Annotated in this window: 14 protein-coding genes; 2 read left to right on the top strand and 12 right to left on the bottom strand. The window is 33.7% G+C overall.

Going from position 1 to position 23,696, the window contains the following annotated elements; all coding sequences use genetic code 11:
- Nucleotides 1–87: 87 nt before the first annotated feature.
- From R6X41_RS13660 to R6X41_RS13625, 8 genes are all read right to left on the bottom strand, one after another.
- Nucleotides 88–1,746: an MBOAT family O-acyltransferase gene (locus tag R6X41_RS13660; RefSeq protein WP_318500900.1), complete on the bottom strand. Its 1,659-nt coding sequence runs from the start codon at nt 1,744–1,746 to the stop codon at nt 88–90.
- Nucleotides 1,739–3,034 (bottom strand): GDSL-type esterase/lipase family protein, encoded by a 1,296-nt coding sequence (locus R6X41_RS13655; RefSeq protein ID WP_318500899.1) that lies wholly within the window; start codon nt 3,032–3,034, stop codon nt 1,739–1,741. The genes R6X41_RS13660 and R6X41_RS13655 overlap by 8 nt, the downstream gene beginning before the upstream one ends.
- Nucleotides 3,034–4,452, bottom strand: a complete 1,419-nt coding sequence (locus tag R6X41_RS13650; RefSeq protein WP_318500898.1) for an SGNH/GDSL hydrolase family protein — start codon at nt 4,450–4,452, stop codon at nt 3,034–3,036. Before R6X41_RS13650 ends, R6X41_RS13655 begins: the two co-directional genes overlap by 1 nt.
- 158 nt (nt 4,453–4,610) lie before the next feature.
- Entirely contained in the window at nt 4,611–6,035 is a 1,425-nt protein-coding gene (locus R6X41_RS13645) for an L-serine ammonia-lyase (protein ID WP_318500897.1), read from the bottom strand.
- Between the two features lie 155 nt (nt 6,036–6,190).
- Nucleotides 6,191–8,812 (bottom strand): MGH1-like glycoside hydrolase domain-containing protein, encoded by a 2,622-nt coding sequence (locus R6X41_RS13640; RefSeq protein WP_318500896.1) that lies wholly within the window; start codon nt 8,810–8,812, stop codon nt 6,191–6,193.
- A gap of 301 nt (nt 8,813–9,113) precedes the next feature.
- On the bottom strand, nt 9,114–10,193 hold the full coding sequence (locus tag R6X41_RS13635; protein ID WP_318500895.1) for a BamA/TamA family outer membrane protein: 1,080 nt from the start codon (nt 10,191–10,193) through the stop codon (nt 9,114–9,116).
- Nucleotides 10,194–10,236: 43 nt separating this feature from the next.
- Complete coding sequence (locus R6X41_RS13630) at nt 10,237–10,440, bottom strand: hypothetical protein (RefSeq protein ID WP_318500893.1); 204 nt, start codon at nt 10,438–10,440, stop codon at nt 10,237–10,239.
- Nucleotides 10,441–10,631: 191 nt separating this feature from the next.
- On the bottom strand, nt 10,632–14,198 hold the full coding sequence (locus tag R6X41_RS13625) for a choice-of-anchor I family protein (RefSeq protein WP_318500892.1): 3,567 nt from the start codon (nt 14,196–14,198) through the stop codon (nt 10,632–10,634).
- A 233-nt stretch (nt 14,199–14,431) separates the two neighbouring features.
- On the opposite strand from R6X41_RS13625, the gene dnaK reads away from it, so the two are divergent.
- Nucleotides 14,432–16,336, top strand: a complete 1,905-nt coding sequence (gene dnaK, locus R6X41_RS13620) for a molecular chaperone DnaK (RefSeq protein WP_318500891.1) — start codon at nt 14,432–14,434, stop codon at nt 16,334–16,336.
- A 1,371-nt stretch (nt 16,337–17,707) separates the two neighbouring features.
- Here the strand turns inward: dnaK and rplT are convergent.
- From rplT to thrS, 4 genes are all read right to left on the bottom strand, one after another.
- Entirely contained in the window at nt 17,708–18,052 is a 345-nt protein-coding gene (gene rplT / locus R6X41_RS13615; protein WP_159021242.1) for a 50S ribosomal protein L20, read from the bottom strand.
- Between the two features lie 103 nt (nt 18,053–18,155).
- On the bottom strand, nt 18,156–18,353 hold the full coding sequence (gene rpmI, locus R6X41_RS13610) for a 50S ribosomal protein L35 (RefSeq protein WP_271560311.1): 198 nt from the start codon (nt 18,351–18,353) through the stop codon (nt 18,156–18,158).
- Between the two features lie 58 nt (nt 18,354–18,411).
- Nucleotides 18,412–18,960 carry a translation initiation factor IF-3 gene (gene infC / locus R6X41_RS13605; protein ID WP_318500967.1) on the bottom strand — a complete coding sequence of 183 codons (549 nt, stop codon included), beginning with the start codon at nt 18,958–18,960 and terminating at the stop codon, nt 18,412–18,414.
- A gap of 32 nt (nt 18,961–18,992) precedes the next feature.
- Nucleotides 18,993–20,927, bottom strand: a complete 1,935-nt coding sequence (gene thrS, locus R6X41_RS13600; RefSeq protein WP_318500890.1) for a threonine--tRNA ligase — start codon at nt 20,925–20,927, stop codon at nt 18,993–18,995.
- 617 nt (nt 20,928–21,544) lie between these two features.
- Here thrS and R6X41_RS13595 point away from each other — a divergent pair.
- Complete coding sequence (locus R6X41_RS13595; RefSeq protein ID WP_318500889.1) at nt 21,545–22,453, top strand: hypothetical protein; 909 nt, start codon at nt 21,545–21,547, stop codon at nt 22,451–22,453.
- Nucleotides 22,454–23,696 lie beyond the last annotated feature (1,243 nt).

The raw sequence follows: 23,696 nt of genomic DNA, 5'->3' as shown, positions 1-23,696 counted from the left end.
TTAAAAACTAATGAAGAATATCTCTATTAATTCCTTAAAACTTCTTAAAAAAATTAGGGTAAAATAATGAATAATTGAATCGTATAATTAGAATTGGAAATATATAAAAGGTTGAAAATCACTAGAAAATGCTTGGTAGCAAATTATTCCTGTAAACACAGCAAGTGTGATTTTTATAAATACCGGACTTTTAGAATACAGTGCTTCAATGTTGTCTTTCAGTCTTTCCGGAATCCAATGCGTAACATATCCAATTAGCATTATCCAAAAAACAGACTGATAATGGACTAATACATCTACAGCATGTGTCCAATCCATATTATTGGCAACTTGTGAATACCAACGTGAAATATGCCCCATACTTTCTCCGCGGAAATAGATACGTGTAAATGTGATAAAAATAAATGTGATTAAAATTTTCCAAGCTCTAACATACCATTGAGTATTGAATTCGTACGGACTTATCTTTCTCCAGAATTTGTAAACCACAATTCCTAAACCGTTTAAGCCACCCCAAATCACGAATTTCCATGAGGCTCCATGCCATAATCCTCCAATTAACATGGTAAGCATTAAGTTGATATTGGTGTTTATTTGGTAGCGAATTTTACTATTATAAATAGAAAGAATAAACAATAGGAGTGATGTTAAAAGCACAATTCCTACGATATACATATTTCTAAAAGCCACCATAATACCGAATAAAATAACACCAAAAATAATGTATGACGCTATGCTTCCTTTTCTGTTTCCACCTAATGGTATGTATAAATAATCACGCAACCATGTGGATAAAGAAATGTGCCAACGCTTCCAGAAGTCGCCAGCATTGGTTGCTTTATAAGGGGAATTAAAGTTAACGGGTAGCTCGAACCCCATAAGTAAGGCTAGTCCGATGGCTATGTCTGTATATCCTGAAAAGTCACCATAAATTTGAAGCGAATACCCAATCATTGCCATAATGTTGGCAAAGCCAGAAAACATTTCGGGAGTATCGAAAACACGGTCTAGAAAATGCATCGCAATAAAATCGGCGAACAACATTTTTTTAATGAGACCTTTTAGAATTAGATAGGTTCCTGCATTAAAATTATGCTTTGTAAGTATGGTAGGTTTCGAAATCTGAGGCACAAAACTTTCAGCTCTAACTATAGGTCCAGCTACTAATTGCGGAAAAAAGCTAACGTAAAAACCGAAGTCGAAAATAGAGGCTAGAGGTTTCAGTCTTTTTCTGTAAATATCTACACTATAACTAATAGTCTGAAAGGTGTAAAACGAAATTCCAACAGGAAGAATAATTTTATCTATGGTGAAATAATTCTGATTACTAAAGTTATTTCCCCATTGTGCTAAGACATTTAAAACTTCGTATTTTGTATTGAAAAGTGTGTTGAAAGCATCCGTAAAAAAGTAGGCGTATTTAAAATAGCACAGTACAAGTAAGTTAATACAAATACTCAATGTAACCAATGCCAGACGTTTGCTTTTGTGGTCGCTTTTATAAATTGAACGGCCGATAAAAAAATCGACTAGCGTGCTGAAAATTAAAATTCCAATAAATAATCCACTGGTTTTATAATAGAAAAACAACGAAATTAGGAACAAATAAGAATTACGAAGCCGTATTTTTTTATAAACTAAAGCGAATATAAAATAGGCAACAAGAAAGAAGATCCAAAAGCTAGCTTGGGTAAAAATTAACGGATAATCTTCCGTAAAGGAAAAAATGTCGTAAAACCTATTCATCCAAATTTTTAAAATGCGTTAGTAAAACCCTTTTGTCTTGATTTGTAGATATGGCCCAAGCATCTACCATTGCTTTTATAAATAAATCTGCTTTTATGCTATAACCTAAAGTTGTAAAATGAATACGGTCGCGAGGCATTAATTTGGCTTTGTACCATGCGTTAGACGATCCTAAACCACCCATTATACTATATAAATCCCAGGCAGCCATTTTGTATTTCTGAGTTAATTCTAAAATAATTTTTTGCTGAACTGCTGTATTTGGATTTGGAATTTTTTTCTGATAATAATCATCATTGGGGACTGTTAGAAGAATAGCACATTCCGGATTTGCACGTTGAATCATTTGAATGAAACCTTCGTAATGTGACCTGAATTTATCAGCATCAAAGCTTTCTTCAGGCACATAGGCATCATTTGTCCCTACCGAAATAATGAACATATCTGGCTTGTAAAGTTGTAATTGTCTCTCAAAATAGACAGAACGTTCATAATACGCAAAACTAGCACCGTTTACTCCAATACTAGTGTATTCAATACCGGAATCGTCATTCATAAATTCCATTCCCATTAATAAAAATTCGGGAGATACGCAGGTTGTATCTCTAATTTTAAGATTTAGAGAGACAGAATCCACCGTTCTATTAAAACGGTATTCTTTATACATACCATCATAATTTGTAGTGTCCGAAATCACTAATGTTTCGTCTGAAATATTTAAATCGTAGTCTTCCATCCAGGTGTTATAAAACACACGCAGTTTGTTAAAAGTATATGGTTTTTTAGTGTAATTTTTATAATTCGATTTTACGAAAATTTCATCCTCGGTTCCTCTAAAAGCAGCGCTTACACCAGATAATCCCCAAGTTACACTGTCTTTAGAAACGGAACAGCGATACCCTTGCCACTGACTTTTATCTGCTTCTATTCTGTAATTAGTAGGATTATTTGTGTGTGCCAAATGGTATGGAAATACAAAACCACGTTGAGCTAAGGACACATCGTTCATGTTTTGAAGATAGGTTCTAATTTTATTCGAATAAATGTCTGCTTGAATATGAGAACCTCCAATATGAAAAATATGAAGCTTCTTATTTTTACCAGCATAAATACTATCAAGATTGGCAAAGAAGTTTTTAAAATAAGGAGATTCTGAAGCATACATAAGGGTGTTCGCTTCAAAATTTATTAAATATCCGTACTTTGGGGTAATACTATCCAAAACATAATCCTGCGCAAAAATGGGCATTGATAATAAGAGAGAAAGCACTAAAATTTTAATTTTCATTATTTGTTTATTAAATCCATATATAAAGAGAGAAAAAATAATTCTGAAATTATTCGTGTTCCCGAAAGTGAAAAGTGAGTGTAATCGCTTGCAGCTAAATCTTGATCTACCCAATGTTGCATAGAGTTTTCTCCACCCATAGCATTAAAAGTACTCCAATATGCGATATTATTATCGTAACACATTTGGCGTAATCTATTAATTAAATAGGGTAGTAGCGGATAGGTTTTCATCTGTCCGTTTTCTGTTGTTGTCATATCTGCAGGGCCTATATAAATAACACTAGCGTTGTTGGTTTTACGTCTTACCCAATTTATATGATTCTTTAAATAGCCAACATATTGTTCAACTTCTAAAGAATCTTTTACATAAGGTACCGAGTTTCCTCCATATTGAAAAATCAATACTTTTGGATTTAAACCGTTATACATTTGTGTAAAATTCTCACTGTTTAATCCTGCAAAAACAGTTCCTGCAGAACCTCGCATAGCAACATTGTCAAGAGAAATTCCTTCATTTCCATCTAAAGTTAATCCGTAAACATCGGGACTCATTTTTCCTTCCAGTTTAAAAGTAAGTTCGGTAGGCGCTTCTGCTAATTTTATTCTGAGATCGTGATAATTTCCATCCGCAATCAAGTTTGTCTCTTTAATAAGGGAACCATCTGCGAATACCTTGACAGAAACAGGAAGTTGTGAGTTCCCATAATGAAAGCCAATATTTGTGTAGTTTCGCATACGGCTATAAGTTTTTGTTGAAGGCTGAATAGTAATCGTTGCTTTCACAAGTTTTAATGTGTCTGTATGGATACTATCGGCAATAATGTTGTAATAAGGTGTAAATCTTGAAAGCGTAGTATAAGCTCCATACTTTTTATGTTCAAAACGTTTTGCTGAAGGATCGAAAGCGGCGTGTCGTGTCCAGTTTTTAGATGTCGTTACAACGGCACTTATGTTTTCGTACACTTGAGACACAGGAGTAAAACCAGGACCGTTTCCTCCGTATAAATCCTGAATTTTATTTCTAATGTAAGAAGATATTCGGTCGCCCTCAATTTGAGAATCTCCATAATGCACAATACGGCATTGTGAAGATGTAAGTTGCTCCTTTAGATGCGCAATAAATTCAGCTTTATTTTTAGGATATGAAATACGTTCAACTTTAGACGTATCAATTTTTGAAAGGTTAGGGATTTTAGGAACAAATGCCTCTTTTTTTGTGCTAACAGGAGTTTCTTCGATATCAGAATCTATTAATACTTCTATATTATTTACAATGCTATCTACAGATTTTATTTTGTCTTTAGAATTGGTTTTAATCATCCAAAATGATGCTGCAGTTGGGTATTTTATAGTTGTTCCTAAAAGCGAAAAACCGTCTTGTGATTTTCCATTCGGTAATGTGTGAGCTGTGCTCAAATAAGTGATCCCTAATAGAATTAATAGTGTGATGCAGATGCTAAAACATATTTTTAGGGGACTATAATTCATAAGGACTTTAAACAGGTCGTTTTATAACAACAAATTACGCTGTAAATATATTGTGTCCTATAAATATAATCAAACTTATGCATAGTTTAACAATCGGATAAATGTACACCAACAGCCAATCCGCCAGTCGATGTTTCTTTATATTTAGAATTCATGTCTTTTGCTGTTTCCCACATGGTAGATACCACTTTGTCTAAAGGTACTTTTACATTTTTAGGATCGGTTTCTAAGGCGAGTTCTGCAGCGTTAATAGCTTTAATAGCTCCCATAGAATTACGTTCTATACAAGGGATTTGAACTAAACCTCCAATTGGGTCGCAGGTTAATCCTAAATGATGTTCCATTGCAATTTCGGCAGCAACTAAAACCTGTTCTGGTGTTCCTCCCAAAAGTTCGGTTAAAGCCCCAGCAGCCATTGCCGACGATACTCCAATTTCGGCCTGACATCCACCCATAGCGGCAGAAATGGTAGCTCCTTTTTTGAAAATGCTTCCGATTTCTCCAGCAACTAATAAGAATTTTTTAATGTGTTCAAAATCTGCTTCGTGGTTTTCAATCACTAAATAATACATAAGTACTGCAGGAATTACACCTGCACTTCCGTTTGTGGGTGCTGTAACTACACGACCTAAAGCGGCATTAACTTCGTTTACAGCCAAAGCAAAACAACTTACCCATTTAAGAATTTGACGAAATTTTACTTCCGTTTGGCGAATAGATTCTAACCATTCTTGAGGCGAGTTATAAACGGTGTCATTATGTAGTTTCTTATGCATATCGAACGCACGTCTGCGTACGTTTAATCCACCAGGTAAGTTACCTTCTGTATGGCAGCCAATATACATGCATTCTAGCATAGTATTCCAAACCCGTTTTAATTCAAAATCGATAACATCAGGTTTGCGTAACGATTTTTCATTTTCAAGAACGACACCAGAAATTGGTAAATTAAGCTGATTACAAAACTCTAATAGTTTCACACCAGAATCTATCGGGTAGGGCAGTGTACATTGAAAAATGATTTTATTGGCTTTAGCATTTTTTCGTTCTTCTTTTACTACAAAACCACCACCAATAGAGTAGAATGTAGATTTATACTTTCGTCCATTTATTAAAGCGGAGAACGTTAATCCGTTAGAGTGAAAAGGAAGAAATTTTCTGTTGAAAATAATATCTGTTTTAAAATCGAAAGGAATATCCATTTCCGAATTTAAAGCCAGTGAATTTGTATTTTTTATTGAATTGATAATATCGTGAATAGAATCTGTAGGAATACGTTCCGGATCGGCACCGCTTAAACCTAACATTAAAGCAAAGTCTGTGGCGTGTCCTTTTCCTGTTAAAGATAAAGATCCGTACAAGTCGATTGTTACCTTTTCGACCTTATTAAATTTTCCAGAATCTTTAAGTTCTTGAATCCAACGTTCGGCAGCACGCCAAGGTCCTAAAGTGTGAGAACTAGAAGGGCCTACGCCAATTTTTAACATGTCAAATACTGAAATAATCTCCATTCACGAAAACGTTTTAAATAGTTGTAAATATACAAGAATTTTCTGTTGAATGTGAAGCTTAAAGCGGAGGAAATACTAAATATACGTTATAAAAAAAGCTTGACAAAATACCATAAATTAATATGAATTCTGTCAAGCTTTTAAAGTGTGTTATACTATTTGTTTTCTTCCATTTCCATGATTAAATTCGCAATTAAAGCGGTCCATCCAGTTTGATGAGACGCTCCAAGACCTCTACCATTATCACCATCAAAAAATTCATAAAATAGATGTTGATCTTTAAAGTGTTCATCTTTAGTAAATAGCTTGTCCTCATCATCTGTATGATACTGGTATTTACCGTCTTTATTCGGTTCAAAAAGCTTCACTAATCGCTTTGTAATCTCGTTAGCAATTTGATTAAGATTAAGCTTTTTACCAGATCCAGTTGGGAATTCATAAGTGTATTCATCACCATAGTACGTATGATATTTTCTTAGCGATTGAATAATCATATAATTTAAAGGCATCCAGATCGGTCCACGCCAGTTAGAGTTTCCTCCAAACATATTAGAGCGACTTTCTCCAGGTTCGTACTGAATTTGGTGATGCCCATGATATTCAAAAACAAAAGGATGTTTTTCGTGGTATTTTGAGAGTGATCGAATTCCGTAATCAGATAAAAATTCTTCTTCGTCTAATAATCGTTTTAATAAATGTTCTAATCTGAAACCACGCATAATCGAGAAAAGATAATTCCCATCCTTATTAGCGGCTTCTATTCTAGATATTAAAGATGCTAAATCTGGACGTGTTCTTACAATTTCGGCAGCTTTATTTTTAAATACTTTAAGAGAGTCGAAAAGGTCTTTGTTAATTATTTCTACAGCGAACATCGGTATAATACCAACTAGAGAGCGTACTTTTAAACGGTCTGTAATTCCTGAAGACATTTCGACAACATCGTAATAAAAACTATCTTCATTATCCCATAACGAAATATCTTTTTTACCAATATGATGCATTGCCCAAGCAATGTTTAAAAAGTGTCTGAAAAATTTAGCAGCAAAGTCTTCGTAACTTTTATTGGTTTTAGCCAGTTCTAAAGACATGCGTAGTAAATTTAGAGTAAACATAGCCATCCAACTAGTTGCATCTGCCTGTTGCATTCGCGTGATACCTTCCGGCATATGGTTGCGGTCGAAAACACCAATGTTATCTAATCCTAGAAATCCACCTTCAAAAAGGTCTGTGCCATTTTTATCTTTTTGGTTTACCCACCACGTAAAATTTATAAGTAATTTTTGGAAAGATTTTTCTAAAAACACCGTATCTCCTTCGCCGGTTCGTTCTTTATCTTTTTCGTAAACATTCCAAACAGCCCAAGAATGCACAGGTGGGTTTACGTCGCTAAAGTTCCATTCGTATGCAGGAATTTGACCATTTGGATGCATATAGTTTTCTTGTAAAACCATAAGCAATTGTTCTTTAGCGAAATAAGGGTCTATTTCTACAAAAGAAGCCATGTGAAACGCGAGATCCCAAGCAGCATACCATGGATATTCCCACTTGTCGGGCATTGAGATTACATGACGGTTTGTTAAATGTTGCCAGTTGTAATTTCTTGCATCTGCACGGTAGCTAGGTTTTTCGCCAGGGCCACCAAACAGCCACTTAAAGACATCGTAATAATAAAATTGTTTGGTCCATAACAACCCAGAAAATGCTTTTCTAGCAATATGTTGATGTTCTTTTGGTAAATCTTTATTTATTATTTCGCTGTAAAATGCTTCGCATTCTTCAACTCTTTTATCGAATATCTCGTTAAATTCTGTCCAAGGCTTTGTAACGGGTTTTTTACTAAGACGTATTCTTACTATTTTTTCTTCGCCAGCCTTCAACTTAAATTTATGCCAAATGGCCATTCTTGAACCCGTTTTTTTAGGATTCACAGTGGGTTTAGAGTCTACAACGTGATCGTTTATTCCGTCCTTGACATAGTCTACTTCATTAGGAACATTGTAAATACGTTGGTTATTTGTTTCGTTCTCGCAAAAAAGTTGTTCTCCCTTTTCGTGATATAAAAAGTATCTACCGTTTCTTCCGCTTTTAGTTGCTACGCAATCATCTGATACAGAATCTATACTTGGTCGTGTAAAACGTTTATTGTGTTTCCAAAAATTTCGGTACCATAGGTGAGGAAGAACATGAATTTCTGCTTCTTTAGCTCCCCTGTTTACTATGGTCACTTTCATTAAAATATCATCTATATCTGCTTTTGCATATTCAATAAAGCAATCAAAATAGGCATTATCTTTAAAGCAACCTGTATCCAATAATTCGTATTCAGTTTCTTCGCGACTACGTTTAGTGTTTGCTAAATCGGCGTAAGGAAACTCGTTATGTGGATATTTATATAAATATTTGCAGTAGGAATGGGTTGGCGATGATACTTGATGGAAGTAAAGTTCTTTTACATCTTCACCATGATTACCTTGATTGTTTGTTAAACCAAACAAGCGTTCTTTTAAAATAGGGTCTTTACCGTTCCAAAACGAAGGTGCTAAACATAATATTTCTCTAGAATCACAAAACCCACCAATTCCTTCTTCACCCCATCTGTAGGCATTACTACGTGCTTTTTCATGATTTATAAAATCCCAAGCATTTCCATGTTCACTATAATCTTCACGAACAGTTCCCCATTGTCTTTCGGCAAGATATGGTCCCCATTTTTTCCAATTTTTATAAGCGTCAGAAACGGCTAATCTTTCTGCTTCCGGAGTTTTATTGCTCATATATTATTCATTTATGTGTTGGAATTAAAATTTTAAACCTATTATACGAATAGGTATCGGGTAAAAATAAGATTTATTTATACATGAGATTAAGCATTACGGAAGTATTATTTATTTGATATTCTAATTAGAGATTCATTTTGTATTTCGCAAAAAGGAATATAATAATTTAGTGAACTGATATCAAATAATTAATTGAAAAAGTTAAATGTATGTGAAACCGTAGAAAACAAGCTGAATATGCCCAGGAAATATCTGTAAAAGAATACTTCAATTTATATTTTTAATTATGGATAAAATCTTAAAATGATTCACCAATTCTAAAATACACACCCCAATCGCCTTTACCTACAGCTGCGTCTAAACCAATATTAAACTTTACGGCTTTAAAAGCGCGATATCTATAACCAACACCTACGCCAGGATAGGCTTTCCAGTCAAAATCTGGAGTTTCGGAACCATAAATCGTAGCAAGGCCGGCAAAGCCTACAAGTCCCATTTTATCGGCAAAATTATAACGGTATTCTGCTTGTAAAGACACTAAACCATCTCCTCTATATTTTCCTTCAGAATATCCACGGATATCTTTTCCTCCAATAGTAACTTGTTGTTGAAATGCAATATCTCCCAATCCGAATTGTCCCGAAAATCGAGCAGCAATTACGTCTTTTCTATTTTTTACTTGGAAATAGGTATTGTATTCTGATAGAATTTTTTGAGCTTTAACATCATTTCCAAACCAAGTCGGGTACGCTTGATAACGTATTTGTGACTTAATTCCTGAAGTCGGGTAATAGATGTCGTTTCTCGAGTCTAATAATCCATTTAATTCAATAGCATTAGTTTGTGTAACATTTTGAGGTTGTACATCGTCTTGATAATTTGTGTCGTAATGAGCATACGTATAGGTTAGGCCACCATATAAATTATTTATGATTTTTCTTTGCGCTCCGATACTTGCAATTGTGGCTTTTGTTCCGTAACCGTAGAATCCTGGCATTTCAATATCGCTCATGTAAAACTGCGAATTATAATCACCGGTAAATACAAATAACCGTCCTCTCCACGTGTCTTCTTTATAATGCCATTTATTAAAAAACGAAATAAAATAAGAGCCGTTTGTTGTATATACGGCAGTCATTCCAGATAGTGATTTTGGAGAAATTTCGTCTTCAGGATCTAATTTATACATAAGCATAGGGATGGCTCCAAACATGAATTCTAAGTTTCGGTTGTAGCTTAAAAATGGCATGACTGTAAAATTGAATCTTTTCTGTTTTAAAGTATCTACTGTCTTTATACTATCTTTTTGCAACTGCTGAGAAAAACCATCGGTGTTACAAAAAAAAATAAGTAAGGCAATGAGTATGTATTTATGCATATTTTGAAGTGTTAGGATATAGGAAGCAAATATACCATGATTTTTAGTACTTCGGAAAGTTCTTAGGTTTTACAAAGACCATAAACCCTTGTTGAATGTTCGTGCTTGCTTCTAAATTTCTACCTAAAGAAATTGAATTTGAAACCTCATTACTTTCAACCTTTAAAAACTGAACAGAAACAGAATCATCTTTGGGTTGGTCTTCTTGTTTAGATTTACAACCAGAAAATATTAGAAGTACTGACATTAGGTAGAATGTAAATACTGTATTGGATTTTTATATCGCATGATGGTAATACATTAATGGAATATTAAAAACACAATATTCTTATAAGAATGGAGGGTTAACAGCATTTTGATTACGGCAAGAATGTATACAAAAAAAAGCGCCTTCATAAAATGAAAGCGCTTTGATAGAAATTGACATTAATAAACTAACTATTTAACAACGATTTTTAAGGTTTTTCCTAAGCTTGTTTTTGCTAAGTACGTTCCGCTATTTACATTTGGAACAGTAAATGTTCTCGTGTTTTTTTCTGTTGAAATCATTCTTCCTTGAATATCAAACAATGTAATATCTAATGTTTGATTGAAATAGATAGTCTGGTTAGATTGTACAGGGTTTGGATAGAATTTAAGAGTATTAGCTTCTTTTTGAATATCTCCAACACTTAAAGTAATATTATCTAAACCGTAAACGCTAATTGTAGAACTTACTTCGTTAGATATTACAACTAAACCAGTACCTAAAGTATTGTCTTCTGCTGCGATGTAGATAATACCTTCTGGAGCTAAATCTCCACCTTCATCATCTCCTAAAGTACGATTATTCATGTATTTAATGAATGTCGGATTTGTAGGATCTGTAACATCGTAAGTCATAAAGCCACCAACGCGTTCTAGTGTAATAAACGCATAAAACTTATCTCCAATTTCAGCAACTGTTACACCTTCTGGTTCAGGTCCTTTATTATCACTTCTGTTTTTAAAATTATTGTTACTATTACTTACATTAAATAATTCGCCGTAAGTAGGATCTGCTGCAGTGATACGTTCAAAATCATCGCCACTATCGTAAACTAAAGCGCCTGTTGTAGCATTTCTAATACTGAAAGAACGTGTCCCATACATGTGGATTTCATCGAAATCTCCATCATTATCTGTATCTCCAGTAGTATTAGCTACAGCTAAACGACCAATGTTTTGTTCTAGTTTTAATAAATCGGCGCTTGGAAAAGTAATCGGGTCTAATATATAGTCGTCATCTCCAACTTTAGCTTCATCTACAAAAGTATCATATTCTCTAGCATCACCTTCGTTTGCAGTAATTACATAGCCAACTCCATTAAGTTCGTAGTATGCAATAGCATCTGGCATGTACATTCCTTTTACTGGCCAATTTGCCATAAAGATAAAGTCTGTTTTATCTGAAGCATCGAAAGTGTTTCCCGCTAAACTGAAATCTTTTAATCCTAAAGGAAGTATATCTGTAATTGTATTAGATTCTAAATCGATAACCGCTAAAGCATTATTCTCTTGTAAACTTACCCATGCTTTTTTAGAATTGTCTGAATAGGTAATATATTCTGGTTCTAAATCTTGAGATACTGATGCATTTGGACCAGTTATTCTAACTCCACTAGCTTTTAATTCGTTTAGTTGCGCATCGAAAGCATTAAAGTTTAACGACATTACATCGGCCTGAGTAATGTTTCCTAAACCAGCTGTTGCATTAATTACAGAAATAGTTCCTTCTGGGTCTGTGCTATAATCGGCATTTGGTTGACCTTCGTTAGCAGTAAGAATTTTTGTTCCATCGGGAGTAAAACTTACGTTGTCAGGTAAATTCCCAACAGTTACCATAGAAATATTGTCACCATTAGTATCCATAAATAAAACGACACCATCTTTTTCTGGACCATTAGAAACAGAAGCAGTAACTAAACCATTGTAAACAGCAACGCTCGTTGGACCTTCAGTTCCGTAAGCAGATAAGTCAATTGTTTTTATTGCTGTAATACTTTCTGGATTAGAGAAATTTAAAATTTCGATAGTTTTTCCAATAGAGTTTAAAACGAATAAACGTTTTGTTTCCGCATCGTAAGCACTAATTTCTGCAGAACCAGCAGTATCTACAACATAACTTGTCTTAAAAGTAATATTTAATGGATCGTTAGGTATATCTAAAACGTGGTCGTTGTCTATAATATAAACACCAGTTGTTTCGTAAGCGCCTAAAGTAGCATGTGTCGGGTTTGAAATTTCTAAAATGAAAAGTTCATCAGTTTCAACTTCAGAATCATCTGAAAGTGGAATTGTCAATTCAAAAACCGTTGTGTTGGCAGGAATTGTCACTGACTGATTTTTAAAAGTAAAATCTGTACTAGGAGATGCTGTAATTAATTCACTAACTAAGTTTAAATCAAAAGTAACATCTGAAGTAGAAGCTGTAGATAGTTCTAATACAATTTTAACTTCGGTAGCATCTTCAGATACATTATATGTAGTTGTTGTAAATGAAAGTTGAGGTGTTACATTCGTAACTGCATTAAATGTACCTGGTGAAGCATATACCATTTCACCTATAGACTCAGCGACTGCATTAGAAGCTGCAACCCAGTTTGTACCTTCGTTAAAAGGGCCTTCAGGATTTAAAAGTTCTAAAGATGGACCACTCCCATCGGCAGCTGTTGGCCAAGGTGCATCGTCGCTATATTCCATTGTGAAAATAGTTTCACCTTGCGTATTTAAAATTTCTAAAACTTCGCCACCATTTCCTAAAGCATTAGAAATACCTTGTGGCATATCTAAAAAAGTAACACCATAAAAAGCATCTGCCGTAGTTTTGTCTGTCGCTAATAACACTGTCGTTTTTGAAGCGACACTCATTTCAGGGAATGTAAAGATAAAGTTACCTTCATCTTTTACTTGTATACCACCTAAAGTAATGTCTTTGTTTGTTGTGTTATAAATTTCTAAAAATTCTAATGCATCAGAATCATCTGAAGGTGCATTATACATAATTTCGGTAATAATTAAACCTTCTGAAGTTGTGTTATAATATAAGGACTCACTTGTGTAATCTGAAATTTGAATGTTTCCTTCTAAATCTTCAACATTACCAACAGTTAATGTATACTCAATTCCTTTTTCTAAACCTTCGTGAGTTATAGTTGCTGTGTTTGAAGTCGCATTGTAAGAGACACTAGATAAACTAATAGCAGGAGTGAAGCTGTAATTTGATAACGTTTCTGCAGTTGCTTTTGTAATGTCTTCAGAAAAAATAATATTAATTGTCGTTTCATCTACATTCTTAACATGTACAACAGAAGGCGCAGTAACGTCTTCTGTAGATACTACAAATGCAGTAATGTTAAAAGGAACATCTGGAGAAATACCATCATTATGGTCATCTTCGTCAGTATCCTGAATGTCATAATTAGACATATCGTTAAGTGCTATTAAATAGCCATTAATATCTAATCCTGATTTTGGTCCGTTATACACTGCAATATCTGCACCATCTGGACTGTAAGTTATAGCCGTTAAACCAGGTGTTAATCCGGTGTTTGTTAAATCACCAAAAGAACCTGCAGCATTTGCGACAGCGGCAATAAACGTTGTTGGCGTTTCTACGTTTGCTCCTAAATAGGCAAAAATGGCTTCACCTCCAGAAGATAAACCTCCCGGTTCGCCATCGATAGTTCCGAAGTTTACAGCAGGAACATCGCTAATGGTATTAAAGGTAATTACAGAACCAGCTGTAATAAGTGTTTGTCCACTTATCCAAGAATATGCTGCTTCACCAGAGTTAAATTCTGTTCCTGTCCATTCTTTGTCGGCAAAATGAATGGTTGTGTTTGCAGGAATGTCTACAAAAGTGACTAAAGCAAAATCGTCGTCGCCATCGGCATTCATGCCAATAAAGGCCATGTCGCCTGTTTTAATTTGTGCATTAAGGTAGCTTCCTATACATAAAGCTAAAATAAGTAATGGTTTTTTCATTGTATGATTTTTTTGTTGCACAAATGTAATCGGGGTATGTACCGAAAGTGTCACTTAAAGATTACGAAACTTTAAAGCTAATGTTAGGCATGTTAAATAAAGGTTGTCTGGGTTTTAAATACGATAAAATGAATATCTGACACCTTGTCAGTGAGAAAAGAGTTGGCACAATGATTGAAATAAGCAAAGGGAAATAAGAATAAATTCAACAACATTTAAAATATATAGTAATTATGAGTAAAATTATTGGAATCGATTTAGGAACTACAAACTCTTGTGTATCTGTAATGGAAGGTAATGAGCCTGTAGTAATTCCTAACGCAGAAGGTAAACGTACAACTCCATCGGTAATTGCTTTTGTAGAAGGCGGTGAGATTAAAGTTGGTGACCCAGCAAAAAGACAAGCAGTAACAAACCCAACAAAAACAGTTTATTCTATTAAACGTTTTATGGGGAATAAATTTTCTGAATCTTCTAAAGAAGCAGGACGTGTACCTTACAAAGTAGTAAAAGGAGAAAATGATACTCCAAGAGTAGATATTGATGGTCGTTTATATACGCCACAAGAATTATCGGCTATGATTCTTCAAAAAATGAAGAAAACTGCTGAAGATTATTTAGGAACTACAGTTACTGAAGCGGTTATTACAGTACCAGCTTACTTTAACGATAGTCAACGTCAAGCAACAAAAGAAGCAGGAGAAATTGCAGGTTTAAAAGTTCGTAGAATTATTAACGAACCAACTGCAGCAGCTTTAGCTTATGGAATGGACAAAAAAGGTATTGACCAGAAAATAGTTGTTTTTGATTTTGGTGGTGGAACTCATGATGTATCTATCCTTGAATTAGGAGATGGTGTATTTGAAGTATTATCTACAGACGGTGACACACACTTAGGTGGTGACGACGTAGATGAAAAAATTATTAACTGGTTAGCAGATGAGTTTAAATCTGAAGAAGATATAGACTTACGTAAAGACCCAATGGCTTTACAACGTTTAAAAGAAGCTTCAGAAAAAGCGAAGATTGAATTGTCATCTTCAGCTCAAACTGAAATCAATTTACCATATGTTACAGCAACAGCTAGCGGACCTAAGCATTTAGTTCGTACTTTAACTAGAGCTAAATTCGAACAATTAATCGACGATTTAGTAAAACGTACTATCGAGCCTTGTAAAACTGCATTAAAAGCTGCTGGATTATCTATCGGTGATATCGATGAGGTTATTTTAGTAGGTGGTTCTACACGTATTCCAGCTGTACAATCTGCAGTAGAGAAATTCTTCGGAAAATCTCCAAGTAAAGGTGTTAACCCAGATGAGGTTGTATCTTTAGGAGCAGGTATCCAAGGTGGTGTATTAACTGGAGATGTAAAAGACGTATTATTATTAGATGTTACGCCTTTATCTTTAGGAATCGAAACTATGGGTAATGTAATGACTAAGCTTATTGAAGCGAATACAACGATTCCTACTAAGAAATCTCAAGTATTCTCTACAGCAGCAGATAATCAGCCATCAGTAGAAATTCACGTATTACAAGGTGAGCGTGCAATGGCTGCAGATAACAATACAATTGGACGTTTTCACTTAAGTGATATTCCACCAGCAAGAAGAGGTACTCCACAAATTGAAGTAACTTTCGATATCGATGCAAATGGAATTATCCATGTAACTGCAGGTGATAAAGCGACTGGTAAAACTCAAGATATTCGTATTGAAGCATCTTCAGGATTAACAGAAGAAGAAATCCAAAAAATGAAAGCTGATGCTGAAGCTAACGCTGAATCTGATAAAATAGCAAAAGAAAAAGCAGATAAATTAAATGCTGCTGATGCTATGATTTTCCAAACTGAAACTCAACTTTCTGAATTTGGTGATAAATTATCGGCTGATAAAAAACAACCTATCGAAGAAGCTTTAGCTGAACTTAAAGTGGCTTTTGAAACTAAAGATATCGCAGTAATTGATCCAGCTTTAGAAAAAATTAATGAAGCTTGGAAAGTAGCTAGTGAAGAAATGTACAAAGCACAAGCAGATGGACAAGGTGGTGCACAACCAGGACCAGATGCAGGTAGCGAAGGACAAGCTAACGAAAGTAGCGATGTAGAAGATGTAGACTTCGAAGAAGTTAAGTAATCTCAAACACATTATATAGTATTAAAAGCAACCCAAACGGGTTGCTTTTTTTGTTTGCTCGAGTTTCCAAAATAGAAAGCTTAATTATTTGCTGATTTTTTGATTATCATTGGTGGTTCTCGACTTCGCTCGAAAACCTTTCGAATACAGTTTAATTTCTTAATGTTTAATTTTTTACCTTCCTTTTAGATCATATGTAAAATCGTAAAAGTCCCATGTTATAATAGGGTGTTCGAGCGCAGTCGAGAACATAAACAAGAAAAAACTCTTCTTAGCTTTTTGCTAAGCCAAATCTGTTTATTAGAACGTGTAATTAGCGCTATGTAAAACGATTTAAATAACGAAATAGGAATTATATGCCTAGAAGTGTGTGAGGATGATAAATTGCTTGTTGATTTGTAGGTTATCATAGGTGATTCTCGACTCCGCTCCAAAACCTTTCTAATACTTTTTTAAGTTCTAGAATTTTAAACTTTTACTTTCTCTTTTAGATTATATGTAAAATAGTGAAAATCCATGTTATTATAGGGTGTTCGAGCGCAGTCGAGAACATAAACAAGAAGAACCCTTCTTAATCTTTTGCTGAGCCATGTCTATTTATTAGAACGTGTAATTAGCGATATGTAAAACGATCTAAATAACGAAATAGGAATTGTATCTAGGAGTATGTGTGGATGATAAATTGTTTTTTGATTTGTACGTTATCATAGGTGATTCTCGACTCCGCTCGAAAACCTTTTGAATGCCGTTTAAATTCTGAGTTGTCAATCTCTTAACCGTTCTTCTAGATTGGTATATAAAATAGTGAAACCCGATGTTCTTTTAGGGTGTTCGAGCGCAGTCGAGAACATAAACAAGAAAAAACTCTTCTTATCTTTTGCTGAGCCAAATCTGTTTGTTAGAACGGTGTAATTAGCGCTATGTAAAAGGATCTAAATAACGAAATAGGAATTATGTCTCGGAGTGTGTGAGGATATTAAATTATTTATTGATTTTTAGATTATCATAGGTGGTTCTCCACTTCGCTCGAAAACCTTTCGAATACTGTTTAAATTCTCAATATTTAATCTTTCACTTTCTCTTTTAGATCATATGTGAAATCGTAAAAGTCCCATGTTATTATAGGGTGTTCGAGCGTAGTCGAGAACATAAAAACAAAGTAAAAATCTTTCATCTTCAATTAACCACATAAATGTAAAACATAATAATTAGGAATAATCTGAAGCGAAAAGGAGTAGGTGAGTGCTTTTATTCGTTTACTCTTATTATACGAGTGTGGAAAATAGTTTAAATAGAAGGCATAAAAAAACCGACTCTTTTCAGAATCGGTTTAATTTTATAAGCGAAATGTTATACAATTAGGCTAACGCCTTATTTTACTTTATCTACTATTGCTTTGAAAGCTTCAGGGTTGTTCATAGCTAAATCAGCTAAAACCTTACGGTTTAATTCGATTTGGTTAGCTTTTACTTTACCCATGAATTGAGAATAAGATAATCCGTATTGTCTAGCTCCAGCGTTAATACGCGTGATCCATAGTGCACGGAATGTTCTCTTTTTATTTCTACGGTCTCTGTATGAATAAAGCATTGCTTTATCAACCGCGTTTTTTGCTACTGTCCAAACGTTTTTACGACGTCCGAAGTAACCTTTTGCTTGCTTAAGAACCTTTTTTCTTCTGGCTCTTTTTGCTACTGAGTTTACTGATCTTGGCATTCTTTTAAATGTGTTTTTGTAGTAGGCGATCAAATTAAATTGACTCTTTCTATTTTGGCCTAACTCCAGGGTTATTAAATTGTTTTAACCAATTAAAACGTTATTACTTTAAACGTAACATGGTTTTAATATTGCTCTCATCTGCTTTATGTACTAAACCATCATGAGTCAATTTTAGCTTACGTTTTTTAGATTTTTTTGTCAATATGTGACTCTTAAAAGCGTGCTTTCTTTTAATCTTACCAGTACCTGTTAACTTGAAACGTTTTTTGGCACTAGATTTTGTTTTCATTTTAGGCATCTTGTTCTCCTAGTTTTAAATTATTTCGCTTATTATTTTAAACCTGATTTAGCAGGATTTATTTTGATTTCTTTGGTGCAATAAACATAGTCATACGTTTACCTTCCAATCTTGGCATTTGTTCTACTTTACCGTATTCCTCAAGATCTTGTGCTAAACGCAACAATAAAATCTGACCTTGTTCTTTAAATACAATAGAACGTCCTTTAAAAAATACAAAGGCTTTCAACTTAGCACCTTCTTTTAAGAACTTTTCTGCATGTTTCTTTTTAAATTCATAATCATGATCATCGGTTTGAGGACCAAAACGAATTTCTTTAACTATAACTTTAGTAGCCTTGGATTTTAAAGCTTTATCACGTTTCTTTTGTTCATAAAGAAACTTCTTATAATCCATAATCTTACAAACAGGCGGAATTGCCTTAGGTGAAATTTCTACAAGATCTAACTCTTGCTCTTCGGCAAAGGCTAAGGCTTGTTTAATTGGATACACTCCAACTTCTATATTATCACCTACTAATCTAACTTCTTCAACTCTAATCTTAGAGTTAATTCTGTGCTGATCTTCTTTTTCAACCCTTCTCGGGGCTTGTTTTTTTCTACGTATTGCTATGGCTGTAAAATTTTAGTTAAACTTATTTAAAATTGTTTTAATGTCTTATTTGTTTCTGTTTCTACAATTTTGGCGAATTCTTCAATGGTAATACTACCTAAATCTTCTCCACCGTGTTGACGTACAGATATTTTGTTTTCTTGCTCTTCGTTCTCTCCTATAATGATCATATATGGGATCTTTTTCATCTCCGCTTCACGGATCTTTTTCCCAATTGTCTCATTTCTATTATCTACAAGGGCGCGAATTTCGTGATTTTCTAGCACATTTAAAACTTTTTCAGCGTATTTTTCATATTTCTCGCTAATAGATAATATTATAACCTGATCTGGCATCAACCAAAGTGGGAAATTACCACCTGTATGTTCCAGCAATATAGCGATAAATCGCTCCATACTACCAAAAGGAGCACGGTGAATCATTACCGGACGATGCATTTCATTATCACTTCCTTTATATGTTAATTCAAAACGCTCTGGTAAGTTATAATCTACCTGAATCGTCCCTAATTGCCATTGTCTACCTAAGGCATCCTTTACCATGAAATCTAGCTTAGGACCATAGAAAGCGGCTTCTCCTGTCTCGACAACGTAATCTAATCCTTTTTCAATAGTGGCATTTAATATTGCTTTTTCAGCTTTATCCCAATTTTCATCACTACCAATATATTTTTCTGGATTGTTTGGATCTCTTAATGAAACTTGTGCTGTAAAGTTTTCGAAACCTAATGAACCAAATACATATAATACTAAATCGATTACTTTCTTAAATTCTTCATCTAGTTGATCTGGCGTACAGAAAATATGCGCGTCATCTTGAGTAAATCCTCTTACACGAGTTAAACCATGAAGTTCTCCACTTTGTTCGTAACGATACACTGTTCCAAATTCTGCAAATCGCTTTGGTAAATCTTTATAAGACCATTGTGAGCTGTTATAAATCTCGCAGTGATGCGGGCAGTTCATAGGTTTTAATAAAAACTCTTCACCTTCTTTAGGTGTTTTAATTGGTTGGAAACTGTCTTCACCATATTTAGCATAATGTCCAGAAGTTACATAAAGTTCTTTCTGTCCAATATGTGGAGTGACTACCATTTCGTAACCTTGCTTCTTTTGAGCTTTCTTTAAAAAGTTTTCTAAACGTTCTCTTAGTTCTGCTCCTTTTGGTAGCCATAAAGGTAAACCTTGACCAACTTTAGCAGAGAATGTGAATAATTCTAATTCTTTACCTAGTTTTCTGTGATCGCGTTTTTTTGCTTCTTCTAATAAATGAAGATATTCTGTTAACTCCTTTTGTTTAGGAAATGAAATTCCATAAACACGAGTTAATTGTTTGTTTTTTTCATCTCCTCTCCAATAAGCACCGGCAACAGATAAAACTTTTACAGCTTTAATTATGCCTGTATTTGGAATATGACCTCCACGACATAAATCGGTGAATGTAGCGTGGTCGCAAAATGTAATCGTACCATCTTCTAAGTTTTCTATTAACTCAGTTTTATAAGGATTACTTTTATAGGTCTCTAATGCTTCAGACTTAGAAATTGCTCTCAAACTAAAGTCGTGTTTTCCACGAGCAATCTCAAGCATTTTGTTTTCAATAGTTTTAAAGTCTTTATTTGAGACGATTTGGTCTCCAAAATCTACATCGTAATAAAATCCATTATCAATGGCAGGTCCAATAGTAAGTTTGGCGCCTGGATATAGTTCTTCTAAAGCTTGTGCAAGCACGTGAGCCGAAGAATGCCAGAACGCTTTTTTACCTTGATCATTATTCCATGTATATAATACTAAAGATCCATCGGTGGTTAAAGGTGTCACAGTTTCAACGGTTGTACCATTATAACTTGCTGAAATAACGTTTCTAGCTAACCCTTCGCTAATGCTTTTAGCGACATCCATTGGCGTTACGTTTTCTTCAAACGCTTTAATACTACCATCAGGTAATGTAATCTGTATCATATTATAAATTGAAATTGAATCAACAAAGATAACAGTATATAAATACAGATACAATATATATATGCGTAAAATTAGAGATTAGTGTTTTATTGAAATTTTTTAGTGCAATTCTTATAAGTAGTTTTTTTTCTTTTGTGCTGAATGACTTTAGGTTACATGCTTGAATTTAAGTAGAACTGATTTCTGGTTTTTAAATATGTGCTATTTATTTCAATGGATTTCGGCTAAAAAAAGGAAGAGTTGACTAGGTTTTTTAAAGATGTTTAATTTGATTTTCGTTTTATATCTATAGTGAATGACTGAAAATCTCCTTTTTATTATCACACAAATTACGAGGATGTTTAATATGCTTCCATGTTCATTTAAATAATGGCAAATATAATCTATGATTAGATTTTAATGGTAATAAAATTGTTTAAACGTCATATATACGGTATTTATCAATGATATTTCTGTTATTTATATTTAATAAAATCAATGTTTTTATTCTTATGTACTGAATATCCATATGTTAAACCTCAAAATAATCAAGTTTAATGAATTTAATTATAATATATTTGAATTATAAACGTAATAATGACGTTTATAAAACAGACTAATTATCAAATAATAAAACCATGACAACCAAAAGAAAATTATCAAGTATCGTTTCTGTTTCCGCACTGAAAAATGAAATGCATCTAAGAATAGAAAGGAGTAAGAGGACGTGTTATATGTTTGTAGCGTTATTAATGTTATTTAGCTTTAATTTTGTTTCAGCTCAGGATGAAGAAGATATTAAAGATGAAATATTTATTGAAGATTCTAAACCATTTAGTATAGGAGCACATTTAGAAAACATGCACCTATGGCATGGGTTTATAGTGTTCCCAGGAGTAGTTATAGGAACAAATCTTGAATATAATTCTAGAAACAGTAAGTTTACTTTTGGTTTTTGGGGTGGTGCCAGTTTTTCGGGATCAGATGTTTATAATCCAAATACAGGAAAAAACGTAAGTGCATACTATAAAGAGTTTTCTATATACACGAAATATCGAGTGTCTGAAAAATTCTTTATAGAAGCGGTATCTCATAATAATTATACAGGAGTAGAGGAGCGGGGAGACGAATTGCATTACTGGAGTTACGATAAAACACAGGGATATAATTTTGTAGATGTCAATTTAGGCTATTATATAACTCCAAAAACATTATTGTATTTAGCGACTATAGTAGGAGGTGGGTCTGGAGATTATGAAATACAAGCCGATGGATCATTAAAAGATTCATGGACACAATATTTTGAAGTTAATAGTACGGTTTGGAGTAATAAAAATTCTAATCTGTCACTTTTTGTTGGTGGTGCTTGGTCCTTATTTACAGATAAAACGTTTTACACAGAAGGCGCTGGGAATATAGTTAATGTCGGAGCAACTTTTAGTAGAGATTTTACTGTTGTAAAATATAAAATTCCTGTAGCCGTTACAGCTATGTGGAATCCAGAACAAGAGATCACTGTATTGCAACTCGATATTGCATTGTTTTAATAATAAGAATGACTACTGATGTTTAGCGGGTAGCATTGATATTTTAACACATGCACTTTTCTAGTTTTTAAAATAAACCCATAAGTGTATACGTACGAAATTAGTTTTAAATTATTAGGTTAGCTTAAACTAAGATATTTGTTTGGATATTCAATTTTATGCTTTACTCTAACAGTAAATTGGATCAGTACCTCTACTTCAAGAATTACTGAGTCAAGTAGATTCGATTACATTGAATGATGGTTAGCCGTCTTGAAATACATGCGGAGTTAAATTGAAATAAGGAAACTGTAGATAGTAATATTTTATAATTGAGTTACATTTAAATAAAGAAGCTATTGGTGGTGATTGAATCTTTTAAGTGAGCATAATTTTACACTATATATAGGACAGTAGTAAACTTTTAAATAAGGGGTAATCTTAATTACAAGCGATATTGTTTGTTTAGAAGGAGGTTTTAGTTGAATTCCATAATATATAAGGAGTAGTTTACTTACTATTATTAAGAAGCTTACTTTCTTAGGAAGAAAATATAATGTTGGTAACAAGTATGACAGTGGGGTGAGCAAGCTGGTATGGCTATGGGTTTTGATATTTTTAAAGGTTCTTAGTTTATATATAGTGTATAACTAGACCTTCATATAACAGGAGAATCTTTTATTCAAACATTCCTACCTTATATATAGTATAAAAAGGAATCGATTTTAGTCAATCACATATCATTTACAATTATTCCCCACACATAACCATCTAGTAACAGTCTCTTTACATATTATTTCAAAATAAACTTATAAAACATTAGATTACTAATAAGAAAAGGGTGTATATTTGCACCCGCTTAGCGAGGCAACTACGGTAGTTAGCAAGGCAAGCTGTTCATTAACAAAGCATTATTTAACTAATTTGATTTAAGATTAAAAAAGAGAAATAAAAGCATGTTATTAAACAAAAAGGTTGTAAGTTTGCAGCCGCTAAAAACGGCAACGTTTTTAGGATAAAAAGTTCTTTGAGTGTTGATTTGGTTTGGATGAGAAAGCTTGCAAAAGCGGTCTCAAAAAAAATCAAATAAACATTGCGAGATTAAAAAAAGGGTTTTATATTTGCACCCGCTTAACGAGGAAACGAGTTAAGATAAAAAAAGAAAACTCATTATTACCTTACCCTTCGGGGAAGATGTTCGAGAGAGCAGATGGGGATAAGTTCATTAACATATTGAATTGACAGCGTAGATATTAACTGGAAA

This window comes from Formosa sejongensis (assembly GCF_033447105.1).
In the GTDB taxonomy this organism is placed as follows: domain Bacteria; phylum Bacteroidota; class Bacteroidia; order Flavobacteriales; family Flavobacteriaceae; genus Formosa.
Note: the sequence above shows the minus strand (reverse complement) of the source record. Positions and strands in the feature narration are given on the sequence as shown.